Annotated in this window: 15 protein-coding genes; 6 read left to right on the top strand and 9 right to left on the bottom strand. The window is 68.4% G+C overall.

The window, feature by feature from the left end; translation table 11 throughout:
• Positions 1-12 precede the first annotated feature (12 nt).
• From BJ980_RS02415 to BJ980_RS02400, 4 genes are read right to left on the bottom strand one after another with little or no spacing between them, the layout of a single operon-like run.
• A complete protein-coding gene (locus BJ980_RS02415) occupies positions 13-1,176 on the bottom strand; it encodes an acetyl-CoA C-acetyltransferase (RefSeq protein WP_179500815.1) in 1,164 nt (387 codons plus the stop codon).
• The gene (locus BJ980_RS02410; protein ID WP_179500814.1) at positions 1,169-1,762 is read right to left on the bottom strand and encodes a TetR/AcrR family transcriptional regulator; all 594 of its coding nucleotides are present in this window, start codon (positions 1,760-1,762) and stop codon (positions 1,169-1,171) included. Before BJ980_RS02410 ends, BJ980_RS02415 begins: the two co-directional genes overlap by 8 nt.
• Positions 1,755-2,558: an SDR family oxidoreductase gene (locus BJ980_RS02405; RefSeq protein WP_179500813.1), complete on the bottom strand. Its 804-nt coding sequence runs from the start codon at positions 2,556-2,558 to the stop codon at positions 1,755-1,757. The genes BJ980_RS02410 and BJ980_RS02405 overlap by 8 nt, the downstream gene beginning before the upstream one ends.
• Positions 2,555-3,736: an acyl-CoA dehydrogenase family protein gene (locus BJ980_RS02400; protein ID WP_343047650.1), complete on the bottom strand. Its 1,182-nt coding sequence runs from the start codon at positions 3,734-3,736 to the stop codon at positions 2,555-2,557. The genes BJ980_RS02405 and BJ980_RS02400 overlap by 4 nt, the downstream gene beginning before the upstream one ends.
• 80 nt (positions 3,737-3,816) lie before the next feature.
• Here BJ980_RS02400 and BJ980_RS02395 point away from each other — a divergent pair, with 80 nt between their 5' ends.
• The 6 genes from BJ980_RS02395 (at position 3,817) to BJ980_RS02370 (ending at position 10,703) form a co-directional block, all read left to right on the top strand.
• Positions 3,817-5,442: a FadD3 family acyl-CoA ligase gene (locus tag BJ980_RS02395; RefSeq protein ID WP_179500811.1), complete on the top strand. Its 1,626-nt coding sequence runs from the start codon at positions 3,817-3,819 to the stop codon at positions 5,440-5,442.
• Positions 5,442-6,596, top strand: coding sequence for an acyl-CoA dehydrogenase family protein (locus BJ980_RS02390; RefSeq protein WP_179500810.1), 1,155 nt, complete (start codon positions 5,442-5,444; stop codon positions 6,594-6,596). The genes BJ980_RS02395 and BJ980_RS02390 overlap by 1 nt, the downstream gene beginning before the upstream one ends.
• On the top strand, positions 6,593-7,549 hold the full coding sequence (locus BJ980_RS19390) for an acyl-CoA dehydrogenase family protein (protein ID WP_179500809.1): 957 nt from the start codon (positions 6,593-6,595) through the stop codon (positions 7,547-7,549). The genes BJ980_RS02390 and BJ980_RS19390 overlap by 4 nt, the downstream gene beginning before the upstream one ends.
• A gap of 1 nt (position 7,550) precedes the next feature.
• Positions 7,551-8,525 (top strand): acyl-CoA dehydrogenase family protein, encoded by a 975-nt coding sequence (locus tag BJ980_RS02380; protein WP_179500808.1) that lies wholly within the window; start codon positions 7,551-7,553, stop codon positions 8,523-8,525.
• 207 nt (positions 8,526-8,732) lie between these two features.
• Complete coding sequence (locus tag BJ980_RS02375) at positions 8,733-9,815, top strand: HpcH/HpaI aldolase/citrate lyase family protein (protein WP_179500807.1); 1,083 nt, start codon at positions 8,733-8,735, stop codon at positions 9,813-9,815.
• A gap of 3 nt (positions 9,816-9,818) precedes the next feature.
• A complete protein-coding gene (locus BJ980_RS02370) occupies positions 9,819-10,703 on the top strand; it encodes an HpcH/HpaI aldolase/citrate lyase family protein (RefSeq protein ID WP_179500806.1) in 885 nt (294 codons plus the stop codon).
• A 98-nt stretch (positions 10,704-10,801) separates the two neighbouring features.
• Here the strand turns inward: BJ980_RS02370 and BJ980_RS02365 are convergent, their stop codons facing one another.
• The 5 genes from BJ980_RS02365 to hsaA are packed head-to-tail and all read right to left on the bottom strand — an operon-like array spanning position 10,802 to position 15,234.
• A complete protein-coding gene (locus BJ980_RS02365) occupies positions 10,802-11,563 on the bottom strand; it encodes an enoyl-CoA hydratase-related protein (protein WP_179500805.1) in 762 nt (253 codons plus the stop codon).
• A 60-nt stretch (positions 11,564-11,623) separates the two neighbouring features.
• Complete coding sequence (locus BJ980_RS02360; protein ID WP_246279911.1) at positions 11,624-12,265, bottom strand: flavin reductase family protein; 642 nt, start codon at positions 12,263-12,265, stop codon at positions 11,624-11,626.
• Positions 12,266-12,281: 16 nt separating this feature from the next.
• Entirely contained in the window at positions 12,282-13,181 is a 900-nt protein-coding gene (gene hsaC, locus BJ980_RS02355) for an iron-dependent extradiol dioxygenase HsaC (protein WP_343047646.1), read from the bottom strand.
• Positions 13,178-14,062 carry a 4,5:9,10-diseco-3-hydroxy-5,9,17-trioxoandrosta-1(10),2-diene-4-oate hydrolase gene (gene hsaD, locus BJ980_RS02350; protein WP_179500804.1) on the bottom strand — a complete coding sequence of 295 codons (885 nt, stop codon included), beginning with the start codon at positions 14,060-14,062 and terminating at the stop codon, positions 13,178-13,180. Before hsaD ends, hsaC begins: the two co-directional genes overlap by 4 nt.
• Before the next feature lie 5 nt (positions 14,063-14,067).
• Entirely contained in the window at positions 14,068-15,234 is a 1,167-nt protein-coding gene (gene hsaA / locus BJ980_RS02345) for a 3-hydroxy-9,10-secoandrosta-1,3,5(10)-triene-9,17-dione monooxygenase oxygenase subunit (protein WP_179500803.1), read from the bottom strand.
• Positions 15,235-15,283 lie beyond the last annotated feature (49 nt).

Genomic DNA, 15,283 nt, shown 5'->3' with positions numbered 1-15,283 from the left:
ACCCCTCGATCCTCAGAGGCGCTCGATGATCGTCACGTTCGCCTGGCCGCCGCCCTCACACATGGTCTGCAGGCCGAACCGCCCACCGGTGCGCTCGAGTTCGTTGAGCATGGTGGTCATCAACCGGGTGCCGGTGGCACCGATTGGGTGACCGAGCGCGATCGCGCCGCCGTTGACGTTGACCTTCTCGTGCGGGGCGCCGGTCTCCTTCATCCAGGCGAGCACGACGCTGGCGAACGCCTCGTTGCACTCGAACAGGTCGATGTCGTCGATCGTCATGCCCGCCTTGGCCAGAGCGTGCTTGGTGGCCGTGATCGGACCGGTCAGCATCCAGATCGGGTCATCCCCACGCACGGACAGGTGGTGGATCCGGGCCCGCGGGGTCAGCGAGTGGTCCTTGACTGCCTGCTCGGAGGCGATCAGCATCGCCGACGACGCGTCGCAGATCTGCGAGGCGACACCGGCGTGGATGCGCCCACCGGGCAGCAGGGTCTGCAACTCGGCCATCTTCTCCAGCGAGGTCTCGCGGGGGCACTGGTCGACCTCGAAGACGGAACCGTCCTCGAGGGTGACCGGGGCGATCTCGTTCTTGAACCGGCCCTCGGCGATGGCTGCCTTGGCACGCTGGTGGGAGGCGAGCGCGAACTCCTCCATCTGTTCCCGGCTGATGTCCCACTTCTCCGCGATCATCTCTGCGGAGTTGAACTGGGAGACCTCCACGTCGCCGTAGCGGGCGCGCCAGCCCGGCGACTCGGCGAAGGGGGTGGTGAAGCCATATTGGTCGGCGACCAGCATCGCGGCCGAGATCGGGATCGCAGACATGTTCTGCAGCCCACCCGCGACGACCAGGTCCTGGGTGCCCGACATCACGCCCTGGGCCGCGAAGTGGACCGACTGCTGCGACGAGCCGCACTGCCGGTCGATGGTGACCCCGGGAACGTGGTCCGGGAGTCCGGCGACGAGCCACGACGTACGCGCGACGTCGCCGGCCTGGGAGCCGATGGTGTCGCAGCAGCCCATGATCACGTCGTCGACGGCACCGGGGTCGATGCCGGTGCGGTCGACCAGCGCCTTGATGGAGTGGGCGCCGAGGTCGGCCGAGTGCATGGATGCGAGTGCGCCGCGGCGCTTGCCGACCGGGGTGCGGACTGCGTCGACGATGTAGGCCTCAGCCATGGGTGATTCCTTCCAGGAGGATGTTCAGGTATTGGTTGGCGACGTCGTGGTGGGACGACTTGCCGCCGGGGCGATACCAGCGGACGGCGACCCAGACGGTGTCGCGGATGAAGCGGTAGACGAGCTCGATGTCGAGGTCCTTGCGCAGCGCACCGCTGTCCACGCCCTGGCTGAGCAACGTCATCCAGATCTGGCGCGACTGCCGGTTGCGGTCCTCGAGATAGCCGAACCGATCGAACGACGACAGGTATGCCGCGTCGTTCTGGAAGATGGCGACCTCCGGGCCGCGCTGGTCAATGGTCTCGAACGACAGGCGGACCGCGGCCTCGATCTTGGCGCGGGGGTCCAGGTCGCTGGCCAGGATCTCGTCATAGCGGTCGAACAGCTCAGTCTGGAAACGCACCAGAAGCTCGTCGACCATCGACTCCTTGGAGTCGAAGTGGTGATAGAGGCTGCCGGAGAGGATGCCCGCCGCGTCGGCGATGTCGCGCACCGTCGTGTTCTTGAAGCCCTTCTCGGCGAAGAGCTGGGCGGCGATGTGCAGCACCTCCTCGCGTCGGGTCCCGGCGGTCGGGGCCTCAGGCATGCTGGCTGCTCACGGACACGACCTCACCGGTCATGTAGGAGGAGTAGTCGCTGGCCAGGAAGACCATCACGTTGGCCACCTCCCAGGGCTCGGCAGCACGGCCGAAGGCCTCGCGCTGCTTGAGCTCGCTGAGGAGCTCGGGGGTGGTCACCTTCTCCAGGAACGGGTGCATGGCGAGGCTGGGCGAGACCGCATTGATCCGGATGCCGTGCTTGGCGACATCGAGGGCGGCGCAGCGGGTCAGCGCCATCACGCCGGCCTTGGCAGCCGCATAGTGCGCCTGGCCCTCCTGCGCGCGCCAGCCGATCACCGAGGCGTTGTTGATGATCACTCCGCGCTTGCCTGCCTTGGCCATCCGCTTGCCTGCGGCGCGCACGCACCGGAAGGTGCCGTTGAGGGTGATGTCGAGGACCTTGCCCCACTGGTCGTCGGTCATGTCGAGGACGTTGACCTCGCCGCCGAGCCCGGCGTTGTTGATCATCACGTCCACGCCACCGAACTCCTCGGCCGCGTCCAGCAGAGCGGCGACCTGCGACTCGTCGGTGACGTCACAGACCAACGAGCGCACGCGGTCGGCGCCGAACTCCTTGCCGAGCTCCTCCTCGGCCTCGGCCAGCCGGCGGGCGTGGGTGTCACTGAAGACCACCGCACGCGCGCCCTCCTCGAGGACGCGGCGGGTGACGGCTGCTCCGATCCCCGCGCCGGCGGCGGCGGTGATCACGATGACCTTGCCGGCCAGCAGGTCGTGGCCGGGGACGTAGTCGGGGGCGGACTGCTCGGGACGCTGGACGCTCATGGGCGTGCCTCTCTGGGTAGTCCGAGCACTCGCTCGGAAAGGATGTTGCGCTGCACCTCGTCGGAGCCGCCGTAGATCGTGTCCGCCCGGCTGAAGAGGAAGAGTCGTTGCCAACGATCGAGGTCGTACGGCGCGCCCTGGGTGCTCAGCGACGACGTACCGGCGATCTCCATGGCGAGCTCGCCGAGGCGACGGTGCCAGTTGCCCCAGACCAGCTTGGCGATGGACTCGGCACCGGGGCCGCCGCCGGACAGGGTGCGCAGGGCGTTGAGCCGCATGGTCTCGAGACCGACCTTGGCGTTCGCCAGCCGGTCCCGCAGGATCGGGTCGTCGATGGCGCCGGTGGACCTGGCCAGCTCGACCACGCCCTGGAACTCGCGGGCGAAACCGACCTGCTGACCCAGGGTGGAGACCCCACGCTCGAATCCCAGCAGGCTCATCGCCACGCCCCAGCCGTCGCCGGGCTCGCCGACGACCAGGTCGGCGCTGGTGCGGGCCCCGGTGAAGAACACCTCGTTGAACTCGGCGCCGGTGGTGAGCTGCTCGATGCCCCGGATCTCGACGCCGTCCTGCTTGGTGGGAACCAGCAGGAAGCTGAGCCCCTTGTGCCTGCTCGACCCGGGCTCGGTGCGAGCGAGGACGAAGATCCAGTCGGCGAACTGGGCCAGCGAGGTCCACACCTTCTGGCCGTCGATGACCCACTCGCCGGGCTCCCCCGAGCCCTCGAGCCGGGCCTTGGTGGAGACGTTGGCGAGGTCGGAGCCGGCACCGGGCTCGGAATATCCCTGGCACCACAGTTCTTCGACGGCACGGATCTTCGGCAGGAAGCGTTCCCGCTGAGCGGGAGTGCCGTGGGCGATCAGAGTGGGGCCGAGGAGCTCCTCACCGAGATGGTTGACGCGGGCCGGGGCGTTCGCGCGGGCGTACTCCTCGTGAAAGATCACCTGCTGCATCAAGGAGAGGCCGCGGCCACCGTGCTCGGTGGGCCACCCGATGCAGGTCCAGCCGTGCCGGGCCAGGTGTCGGTCCCACTCGAGGCGCTCGTCATGGGCCTCGAGGTCCTTGCCGGAGCCGCCGAGCCCCTTGAGCTCGGCGAAGTCGCCGACAAGGTTGTCGCCCAACCATTCTCGGACGTCGCGGCGGAACTGTTCGTCCTCTGCGGAGTGGCTCAGATCCACGGTGGTCCTTTCGGATGTGCTGGCGCTCGGTCTAAGGTAGCCTACCAAGCACTTGCTTGGGCCGCTATCAGGAGGATCCATTGACCACGCTCCCCGCTGCCGTTCGTCGGGCCGCAGCGACGTACGCCGATCACCCAGCCGTCGTGGACGGCGACGTGACGCTCTCCTTTACCGAGCTGCACGCACGCATCCGGGACACGGCCCGGGGATATGCGGCGCTCGGCGTCCGTCCCGGTGACCGGGTCGCGCTCTGGGCCCCGAACCGCTGGGAGTGGGTCGTGGCAGGCCTGGCAGTGAGCTATGCCGGCGCCGTCCTGGTTCCGCTCAACACCCGCTACAAGGGTCACGAGGTCGTCGACGTCATCGCGCGCACCGGTGCCACCCTGGCTGTCGTGGCAGACGGGTTCCTCGGCCGCAGCCAGGTCACGGACCTGCACACCGCTGCCGGTGAGCTGATCGCTGCCTCTGAGCTCGGTGCCGAGGGAGACGTGATCGAGGGACTCCCCGCGGTCCGCGCGATCGTGCGCATCGGCGAAGGTGACCTGGACGGCACCGTCGCGTTCGGTGACCTGCCCGAGGTCGGTGCCACCATCGACCTGTCGGAGATCGAGGCCACCGCGGACGCCGTCTCACCCGACGACATCGCAGACATCCTGTTCACCAGCGGCACGACCGGTCGGTCCAAGGGCGTGCTCACTGCTCACCGGCAGACGATCGCAGCGGCCGACACCTGGGCGACGACCGCCCAGGTCACCGAACGCGACCGCTATCTGGTGATCAGCCCGTTCTTCCACTCCTACGGCTACAAGGTCGGCATCGTCACCTCGATCCTCAAGGGCTGCACGCTCTACCCGGTCGCGGCCTTCGACGCGGACGACGCCCTGCGCATTGTCGAGGAGCACCGGATCACCATGCTTCCCGGGGCGCCGGCGATCTTCTACTCCATGCTGGAGTCGCCGCGCTTCGCCTCGACCGACACCTCCTCCCTGCGTTTCGCTAACACCGGCGCAGCGTCCGTGCCCGCGGCCCTGATCGAGCGCCTGCAGAGCGAACTCTCCTTCGAGCTGGTCATCACCGCCTTCGGGATGACCGAGTGCGTCACCGCCACGATGTGCCGTCCCGGGGACTCCGACGAGACGATCGCCGCGACCTGCGGCCGTGTCGTCGATGGCCTCGAGATGCGCATCGCCGACCCGGAGAGCGGCCAGGTGATGGGTTCCGGGGAGGAGGGCGAGGTCCAGTTCCGCGGCGCGATGGTGATGCTCGGCTACCTCGACGACGAGGACTCCACCGCCGCCGCGATCGATGCCGACGGCTGGTTGCACACCGGCGACGTCGGGACCGTCGACGAGGACGGCTACCTCCGGATCACCGACCGGCTCAAGGACATGTACATCTCCGGCGGCTTCAACGTCTATCCGGCCGAGGTCGAGCAGGCACTCGCCCGCCTCGACGGCGTGGTCGAGTCGGCCGTGATCGGGATTCCCGACGACCGGATGGGCGAGGTCGGCAAGGCCTTCGTCGTACGCCGTGCGACTGCGACGCTCACGGCCGAGGACGTGATCGCCTTCGCCCGCGAACGGATCGCGAACTTCAAGGTGCCCCGGGAGGTGGAGTTCGTCGACGCGCTCCCCCGCAACCTCGGCGGCAAGGTCCTCAAGACAGAACTGCGCCAGCTTCACGACACCCGAGAGAACGAGGGCTGATGGATCTCGAACTGACCCCTGACCAACTCGCCTTCCGCGACGAGGCCCGCTCCTGGCTGGCCGAGAACGTCCCGGCCGAGCCGCTGCCGTCGATGGACACCGCCGAGGGGTGGCAGGCACACCGTGAGTGGGAGGCGAAGCTGTCGGCCGCTCGCTGGTCGGTCGTCTCCTGGCCGAAGGGCTACCACGGTCGCGAGGCATCCCTCGTGGAGTGGGTCATCTTCGAGGAGGAGTACTACCGCGCCGGTGCGCCCGGTCGGGTCTCCCAGAACGGCATCTTCCTGCTCGCGCCGATCATCTTCGACCACGGCACCAAGGAGCAGCAGGACCGGTTCCTGCCCTCGATGGCCACCGGCGAGAAGGTCTGGGCCCAGGCCTGGTCCGAGCCCGAGGCCGGCTCTGACCTCGCCTCGTTGAAGTCGACGGCCGAGCGTGACGAGGACCGCGGGGGCTGGGTGCTCAACGGTCAGAAGACCTGGTCGTCGCGTGCCTCGTTCGCCCACTGGGGATTCGGGCTGTTCCGCTCCGACCCCAGCGCCGAACGGCACAACGGACTCACCTACTTCCTCTTCCCGCTCGACGCCGACGGCATCACAGTGCGCCCGATCGCCCAGCTCGACGGCGAGGCCGGGTTCGCGGAGATCTTCTTCGACGACGTCTTCGTCCCCGACGCCGACGTGCTCGGCGCCCCGGGCGACGGCTGGCGGGTGGCGATGAGCACCGCCGGCAACGAACGCGGCCTCTCGCTGCGCTCACCCGGCCGGTTCTGTGCCGCCGCCGACCGCCTCGTGGACCTGTATGCCGCCACGCCCGATGCTCCCGCCGCCGCAGCCGACGGCGTGGTGGATGCCTGGCTCAAGGCGCAGTCCTACCGGCTCTACACCTGGGGCACGGTGACCAGACTCGCCGACGGCGGCGAGATGGGTGCCGCCGGGTCGATCAACAAGGTCTTCTGGTCCGAGCTGGACGTCGCCCTGCACGAGACCGCGCTCGACCTGCTCGGCGACGACGCCGAGATCGAGTCGCGGTGGACCGACGGCTACATCTTCTCGTTGTCCGGGCCGATCTATGCCGGGACGAACGAGATCCAGCGCAACATCGTGGCAGAACGCATCCTGGGGCTTCCCAAGGAGCCGAAGGGAGCACGCAAGTGAAGTTCACGTTCACCGCCGAGCAGGAGTCCTTCGCGACCACGCTCGACAAGATGCTCACCTCTGCCGACACCGTGGCGATCGCCCGGGCCTGGGGCGATGACGACACCGCCCCCGGCCTCGCGCTCTGGAAGCGCCTCGCGGACCAGGGCGTCCAGGCTCTGATCGTCGACGAGGAGTCCGGTGGGATGGGGGCCAGCCCGGTCGAGCTCGCCATTGCCTTCGAGGCCCTGGGCCGGCACGCCGTGCCCGGTCCGTGGGTGGAGTCGGTGGCCTACCTACCGATGGCACTCGGCAACGGTGACGTCGTCGAGGCATTGGCCGCAGGCGCGGTCGGCACCGTCGCCGCCGCCGGGTCCTCCCAGCGCGCCCTGGACGCCGACATCGCCGACCACACCTTCGTTGCCAAGGACGGGTCGCTCATGTCAGGCGCACCCGGGGAGCGTGCCCACTCGGTCGACCCCACCCGCCGCCTCTTCGCGCTGACCGAGGGCGAGGACGTCGCCCACGGTGACCTCGATGCGGCCTTCGACATGGCAGTCCTGGCCACCTCCGCGCAGTTGCTCGGCGTCGGCGAGCGCCTGCTTGCTGACGCGGTGGCCTATGTGAAGCAGCGCCGGCAGTTCGGCCGCGAGATCGGTTCCTACCAGGCGATCAAGCACCAGCTCGCCGACTGCCGCATCGCCCTGGACTTCGCCCGGCCGCTCATCCACGGAGCTGCACTCACCGTGGCAGGCCCCGAGGGGGCCCGCGACGTGTCGGCCGCGAAGGTGGCGGCCGCCGAGGCCGCCTACCGCACCAGCCGCGTGGCACTGCAGGTGCACGGGGCGATCGGCTACACCCAGGAGTTCGACCTCAGCATCTGGATCCTCAAGGTGCGCGCGCTGCTCACCGCGTGGGGTACGCCGGCCGCGCACCGTGCCCGGATCCTCTCTGCGTTGACGGTGGGGGCCTGAGATGCACTTCGGGCTCTCCGAGGACCAGCAGGAGCTCTCCGACATGATCGCGGCCCTGCTCACCAAGCGCAGCGACAGCCTCGCGGTCCGTGCGGCGATCGAGTCGACGGCGGGTCATGACACCGCGCTGTGGCAGACCCTGTGCGAACAGGTCGGCGTTGCCGCCCTGGCAGTGCCCGAGGAGAACGACGGCGCCGGTGCGACCCTGTTCGAGTCGGCAGTCGTGCTCGAGCAGCTCGGTATCGCGCTCACGCCGTCACCCTTGCTGGCCACCACGATCGCGGTCGCAGCCCTGCGGCTGATGGGCAGCCCGGAGCAGCAAGCGGACCTGCTCCCCCGCATCGCCGCCGGAGAGATCGCCACAGTCGTGCTCGACCCCGACGTCGTGATCGATGCGCCGCACGCCTCGATCATCCTCGAGCTCGACGGCGAGAGCATCCGCGTCGTGGACGCCGAAGTCACGCCGCTGGTCACCGTCGACCAGACGATCAGCCTGGGCAAGGTCGACGTGGCGCGTCCGGCGCACGGACCGGTGCACGACGTGGCGGCCGCACTGGCCAGCGCACTGCAGGTGGGCGCCATGCAGCGTGGCCTGGGCATGACGGTCGCCTACTCCAAGGAGCGGGTCCAGTTCGGTCGCCAGATCGGGTCGTTCCAGGCCCTGAAGCACCGGATGGCCGACATGCTGGTGCTGCTGGAGACCAGCAGGTCCGTCTCGTGGGCAGCCTCTGCAGCAGCCGCGGCCTACCTGGAGTCGCCTTCGCAGGCCAATGCCGAGGTGCTCGTCGAGCGCAGTGCCGCAGCACAGTCCTGGTGCTCGGACGCCCTCGAGAAGATCGCTTCCGAGACGGTCCAGCTCCACGGTGGCATCGCGATCACCTGGGAGCACGACGCGCAGATGGTCTTCAAGCGGGCCCATGCCCTGGGCAGGTTGTTCGGATCCGCCCACGAGCACCGGGCGCGCATCGTCCTGTGACCGCCTGACTCCCTGGCTGACCCGCCACCCGACCCGGTCACTGGCTCCGCATGCCGATCGGGTCGGTGGCGGCGGCAGAGGCGGTGACGGTGACTGCGGTCCGCGATCGCAGGTGACCCACGCCACGCCCCGTCTCGACTGCTAAGTTCGCCCGTGAATCCGGTACGCCGTGCCTTGGCGTGCCCGAACACACTGAGGAGCAGATCGTTGCGAACCGCCAAGGACTTCTTCACCCCCCTCGCTGTCGGGGCCCCCACGCCTCTGCGTGAGATCCCGGCGCGCCCCTCGCGGGCGATCCACTTCTTCGATCCCGGCAACGAGAAGATGGCGGCGAAGATCCCCGCCATGGTCGGCACCACCGACGTACTGCTGGGCAACCTCGAGGACGCGGTCAAGGCCGAGAACAAGGAGAAGGCCCGCAACGGCCTGGTCAAGATCGGCCAGGAGACCGACTTCGGCCCGACCCAGTTCTGGACCCGGATCAACTCCCTCGATTCCCCGTGGGTGCTCGACGACCTGACCACCCTGGTCCCCGCGATCGGGGACAAGCTCGACGTGATCATGGTGCCGAAGGTCCAGGGCGCCGAGGACATCCACTACATTGACCGGATCCTGGCCCAGCTCGAGGCCAAGGCCGGCATCACCAAGCCGCTCCAGGTGCACGCCATCCTCGAGACCGCCCGCGGAGTCGCCAACATCGAGGAGATCTGCGCCGCCTCGCCGCGGATGCAGGGCCTCTCCCTCGGTCCGGCCGACCTCGCCGCCGACCGCCGGATGAAGACCACTCGCGTCGGCGGTCCGCACCCCGGCTACCTCGTCCGTGGCGATGCTCCGCGCACCGACGACGGTGGGTTCGCCTACGACGCCGAACGGGCGACGTACCAGCAGGACCTCTACCACTACACCATCGCCCGCATGGTCGACGCCTGCGTGATGCACGGGATCTTCCCCTACTGGGGCCCGTTCGGCGACATCAAGGACACCGTCGCCTGCGAGGACCAGTTCCGCAACGCGTTCCTGCTCGGCTGCGTCGGCGCCTGGTCGCTGCACCCGGTCCAGATCAAGATCGCCAACCGCGTCTTCGCGCCGAGCATCGAGGACGTCACCCACGCCCGACGCGTGATCGCCGCCATGGGCGACGGAACCGGTGCGGTGATGATCGACGGCAAGATGGAGGACGACGCCTCCGTGAAGCAGTGCAAGGTGCAGGTCGAGCTCGCCGAGCAGCTCGCCGCGATCGACCCCGAGCTCAAGGACCTGTACGACGCCATCGAGACCCCGGAGGCCTGAACCATGACCGACTCCCCTGCCTTCACTCCCCTGCGCTCCGTCCTCTACATGCCTTCCTCCAACGCGAAGGCACTCGAGAAGGCCAAGACGCTCCCCATCGACGGCGTCATCTTCGACCTCGAGGACGCTGTCGCCCCCGACGCCAAGCCGGACGCCCGTGAGGCCGCCGCGGCTGCTGCGGGATCGGATGACTACGGCAAGCGCACGCTGACGATCCGGGTCAACGGCATCGGCACCGAGTGGCACGAGGCTGACATCATCGCCGCCTCGCAGGCCGGCCCGCACGCGATCGTCGTACCCAAGGTGAACTCCGCCGACGAGGTCAAGCAGCTCGTCGCCGCGATGGAGAAGGCCGGCGCTCCCGAACACACCAAGCTCTGGGCCATGGTCGAGACCCCGGTCGCGATCCTCGGTGCACTCTCCATCGCGCAGGCCTCGGACCGCCTGGGCGCGTTCGTGCTGGGCACCAACGACCTGGTCAAGGAGCTCTACGCCGAGCACGTCCCGGGCCGCGCTCCGATCCTGCCGAGCCTGCACACTGCGCTGCTCGCCGGGCGCGCAGCCGGTATCGCGGTCATCGACGGTGTCTACAACAACGTCAAGGACATCGACGGGTTCCTGGCCGAGTGCGAGCAGGGACGCCAGATGGGCTTCGACGGCAAGACCCTGATCCATCCCGGACAGGTCGAGGGCGCCAACTCCGCCTTCGCCCCGTCCGCCCAGGCCGTGGAGGACGCCCGCGGGCTGATCCAGGCGTGGGAGGACGGCAAGGGCGCCGGCGTGGTGACCTACAACGGCAAGATGGTCGAAAACCTGCACGTCGAGTCCGCCCAGCGCACGCTCGACATCCACGAGGCGATCACGGCGCTGGAGTCCGAGCAGGCCTGATCTTCACCGCACCACCCAGCACCTCGAGACGGGGACGAGCCACGACAGGTGGCTCGTCCCCGTCCTGCATGTGGCGCCGAGGCATCTCTCCGCGGGACTCAGCCGGTGAAGTGCGGCTTCTCCTTGGCCAGGAAGGCACGGACACCCTCGCTGAAGTCAGTGCCGGTGTAGACCTCGCGCAGTACGTCGTCGTCGTCCGCGGGTGCGACCTCGAGGGCCTGTGACCGCTGGACCAGCTGGGACTTGGTGGTCCGGAGCGTGACGCCCGAAGCCCGGCCGATGCCGTCGAGGAGAGTCGCCACCTCGGCGTCGAGGTCCTCGACCACACACATCACGGCTCCCACGGCGTGGGCCCGCTGGGCATCCACGAGACGGGAGGCCAACAGCATCTCCCTGGTGATCGACTCACCGAAGACCGCGGCACAGCGATAGACGATCGGCGCCGAGAGCGCGTTGCCCAGCGTCCGCGCGATCGGATACCCGAAGCGTGAGTGCGGGGTGGCGATGCGCAGGTCGCAGTGCGTCGCGACCGCTAGACCGCCACCGACGCAGACTCCGTCGATCGCGGCGATCGTCACCTGCGGCAGCTCGAAGAGGGACCGCAGCAGCTCGCGGATCCAGGTCTCGTAGGCGACTGCGTCCGCGTCGACGAAGTCGGAGATCTCGTTTCCCGCGGCAAAGGCCCGCCCTCCCGCGCCGCGCAGGACGAGTGCCTTGACCGATCGATCCTCGCGCAGCTCGGCGCACAGGGAAGCGATCCCCTCATACATCGCCCGGGTGAAGGCGTTGTGGCGTTCGGGTCGGTCGAAGAGGACCTCGACGACGCCGTCGGTCCGGTTGATCTGCAGTCCAGGAGTCACGGCTGAAGGCTATCGACCGGACGCAGCAGGTCCGACCCGCGGCCTGCTTCTGGACACCGCTCAGCGGACGGTGCGGTAGGCGCCCTGGAAGTAGAGCAGCGGGTCCGGCGAGCTGCCCTGGGCGTCGACGTGGAAGTCCATGTCCTGCACCTTGCCGATCACCACGTAGTGGTCACCGGCCTCGTGCACGGCCTCGATGGTGCAGTCGACGTGGCCGACGATCCCGTCGAACAAGGGCGCCCCGGTCTTCGACTGGGTCCAGGTGAGACCCGCGAACTTGTCCGTGCCCCGGCTGGCCATCGTGTTGGACAGGCTCTCCTGGCCATCGGCCAGGAAGTTCACGCAGAAGTGACCGGCCCGCTGGATCAGCGGCCACGCCCTGGACGTGCGGGCCGGACTGAACATCACCAGTGCCGGGTCCAGTGAGATCGACGAGAACGACTGGCAGGTCATCCCCACCGGCTCACCGCCCGACATCGAGGTGACCACGGTGACTCCCGAGGCATAGCGCCCGAGCGTGTCGCGGAACTTGCGTGCCGCCTCCTGCGCGGCCACCGTGTCCGCGATGTCGGCTGCCTCGCCGGGACGGAACTCGAAATCGAAGTTTCCCAGGAAGGAGTCGATCAGGTCCCGCGGCGGCCAGGTCTCGTGTGCGTCGCTGCGCATCCCCGCAGGAATGTCCGGGGTCTCGTGGTCTGCCATGGAACCCATTGTTCCTTCAGGCCCCGCCGCCGAAGTCGTGACCCCAGTAGGACACGGCCGTGGACTCCCGTGCTACCCACCGCTGGTCGTCCACGGTCAGGCCCTCGGTGCCGAACTCGATGTCGAAACCGCCGGGTGACTTCACGTAGAACGAGACCATCTCGTCGTTCATGTGCCGGCCCAGGGTCGCCGAGAGCGGAGCCTTGTGCTTGCGCACCCGCTCGAGGGCGCGGCCGACGTCGTCGAGCTTGTCGACCTCGAGCATGATGTGCACGCACTTGGCGGCGTTCGGCATCGGCAGGAAGGCCAGCGAGTGGTGCCGGGGGTTGACGCCGAGGAAGCGGAGCCAGACCTTCGAGCCCGGCTCCTTGCCGACGAACTCGCCGGGCATGGACATCGAGTCGCGCAGCCGGAATCCGAGCACCTCGGTGTAGAAGCGCAGGGCCTCGACGTCGTCGGTCACCGGGACGACGATGTGGCCCATCCCCTGGTCCCCGGTCACGAAGTTCGCCCCATAGGGGGTCACGACCGGACGCGACTCATAGGTGATGCCGTGGAAGAGCTCGAAGACATTGCCCCACGGGTCCTCGAAGCGAACCAGTTCCTGGACCCGGCGCTCGGCGAGCTCCTCCGCAGTTCCCTCGCGGAAGGCGACGCCGGCCGTCTGCAGGTGCTCACGGGCGGCCTGCAGGGCACGGTGGTCTGCCATCTCCCAGCCGGTGGCCGAGAGCTCGTCGACGTCGGAACCGAAGACGACGAGGCGTGCCGAGACCTGGTCGATGCGGTAGTACAGGTTCTCCGGGTCGGGCCCGCGTCCCTCACCGAGCCCCAGCACCTTGCCGGCGAAGGCCCGCCACTGGTCGAGGTCGGTGGAGGCCACGCGAACGTAGCCCATGGACTTGATGTCGATCGTCACTTCGTGCGCTCCACGTGGCGGTTGAGGAATTGTGTGGTCACTTCGCGGAACTCGTCCGCAGCCTCGATCTGGGCCCAGTGGCCGCAGTTCGGGAAGACATGGAGCTGTGCCTTGGGGATCAGCTTCAGTGCGGCCAGGGCGCCGTCCAGCGGATTGACCCGGTCCTCACGTCCCCAGGTGAGCAGGGTGTGCTGGCGCAACCTGTGCGCTTCGCGCCACAGCATCGCGTCCTCGAAGGTCTCCGGGTTCCAGAACGACGCGCCCATCGAGGCCATTGCCTCGCGGGCACCGGGAGCGGTCGCATCGGCGAAGCGCTCCTCGACGAGCTCGTCGGTGACCAGGGCCTGGTTGACGACCATGGTCGAGATGAACGCCCTGAGCGCTTCACGCGAGGGATCGGCTGCGAAGTCCATCAACCGCTTCACGCCCTCGGTGGGATCGGCGTGGAACAGGTTGAGCGAGAGTCCGCCGGGACCCATCAGCACGAGACGAGCAACCCGTCGCGGATTCTCCAGGGCGAGGCGTACGGCGGTGCCACCACCCAGGCTGTTGCCCAGGACGTGCGCCCGCTCGATGCCGAGCTGGTCGAGCAGACCCACGACGTACTTCGCGGCGAAGCGGTAGTAGTTGCCCTCCACCGGCGGCTTGTCCGAACCGCCGAAGCCCGGCTGGTCGATCAGGATCGTGCGGAACCCGGCGGCGAAGCCGGGCAGGGCGCTGCCGAAGTTGGACCATGCGGACGCTCCCGGCCCGCCGCCGTGCAGCATGACCAGCGGAAGCCCGGCTCCGGCCTGGGTGGGCGAACCCGCCTCGTAGTAGTTGATCGAGACGCCGTCGACCGTCGCGGTCCTGCGGACCTCTTCCTGTCCGAAACCCTCCACCACGATCAGTACATCCCCGGGTCGATCTTGTGCCCGAACTCGAGGTCGCCGAACATCTTCAGGGCTCGCTCGGGGTCGTTGGCAGCGTGCACGCGACCGGCGTGCGCGTCGCGCCAGGCGCGTTGGAGGTAGGTGCCCTCCGCGAGGGCGCGGCCGCCGGAGGCCTCGAAGAGTGCGTCGATGGCGTCGATGGCGCGCTGGGTGCCGAGCACCTGGTCGCGACGAACGCGCAACCGCAGGCCGAGCGGGATCTTCTCACCCTTGGCCACGTGCGCCTGCTCCTCGCGGATGTTGTTCATCAGCAGCGCCCAGGCCGCGTCGATCTCCGAGCCAGCCTTGGCGATCCGGACCGCGGCGAAGGGATCCGAGGATGCCTTCTCGCCCAGGTAGGCGGCGCGCACGCGCTTCTGCTGCATCTCGACGTGCTCGTTGTAGGCACCGGTGGCCATGCCCACGATCGGCGTACTGATCGTGGTGGTGAACAGCGAGTGGAAGGGCATCCGGTAGAGCTCGGAGTTGTTCTGCTCCTGGCCGGGACCGAAGCAGCGACCGGTGTCCGACATCGAGAGGGTGAACGCCTCGGGGATGAAGACGTCCTTCACGACGATGTCGTTGGAACCGGTGCCACGGAGGCCGACCACGTTCCAGACGTCGACAATCTCGTACTTGTCGCCCGGGACGAGGAACGTCTTGAAGTCGACGACGTTCCCTTCCTCGTTGAACACGAGGCCGCCGAGCAGCACCCAGCTGGCGTGTGCCGAGCCGGAGGAGAAGGACCACTTGCCGGACAGCGTGTAGCCGCCCTCGGTGAGGACCGCCTTGCCGGTCGGCGCATAGGAGGAGGACAACCTGGTGGCGGTGTCCTGGCCCCAGACCGCTTGCTGCGCCTCGTCGGGGAAGAGCGCCACCTGCCAGGGGTGCACGCCGAGCACGGAGGAGATCCAGCCGGTCGAGCCGTCGGCCGAGGCGATCTCCTTCACGGCGGTGAAGAAGTCGATCGGGTCGCTCTCCAGGCCGTCGAAGCGCTTGGGCTGGAGCATCCGGAAGAACCCGGTCTCCTCGAGCGCCTTGACCGACGACTCAGGAACCTGGCGGAGCCTCTCGGCCTCGTCGGCACGATCCCGGAAGGTGGGGAGCAGGTCACGCACTCCGGCGAGGACTTCCTTCGACATTACTTCTCCTGGTGAAGGTGAGGATGATGGCTCAATACTAGAACACGTT

It is taken from the genome of Nocardioides daedukensis (assembly GCF_013408415.1).
GTDB lineage: Bacteria > Actinomycetota > Actinomycetes > Propionibacteriales > Nocardioidaceae > Nocardioides > Nocardioides daedukensis.
This window is presented reverse-complemented; position numbering and strand designations above follow the sequence as displayed.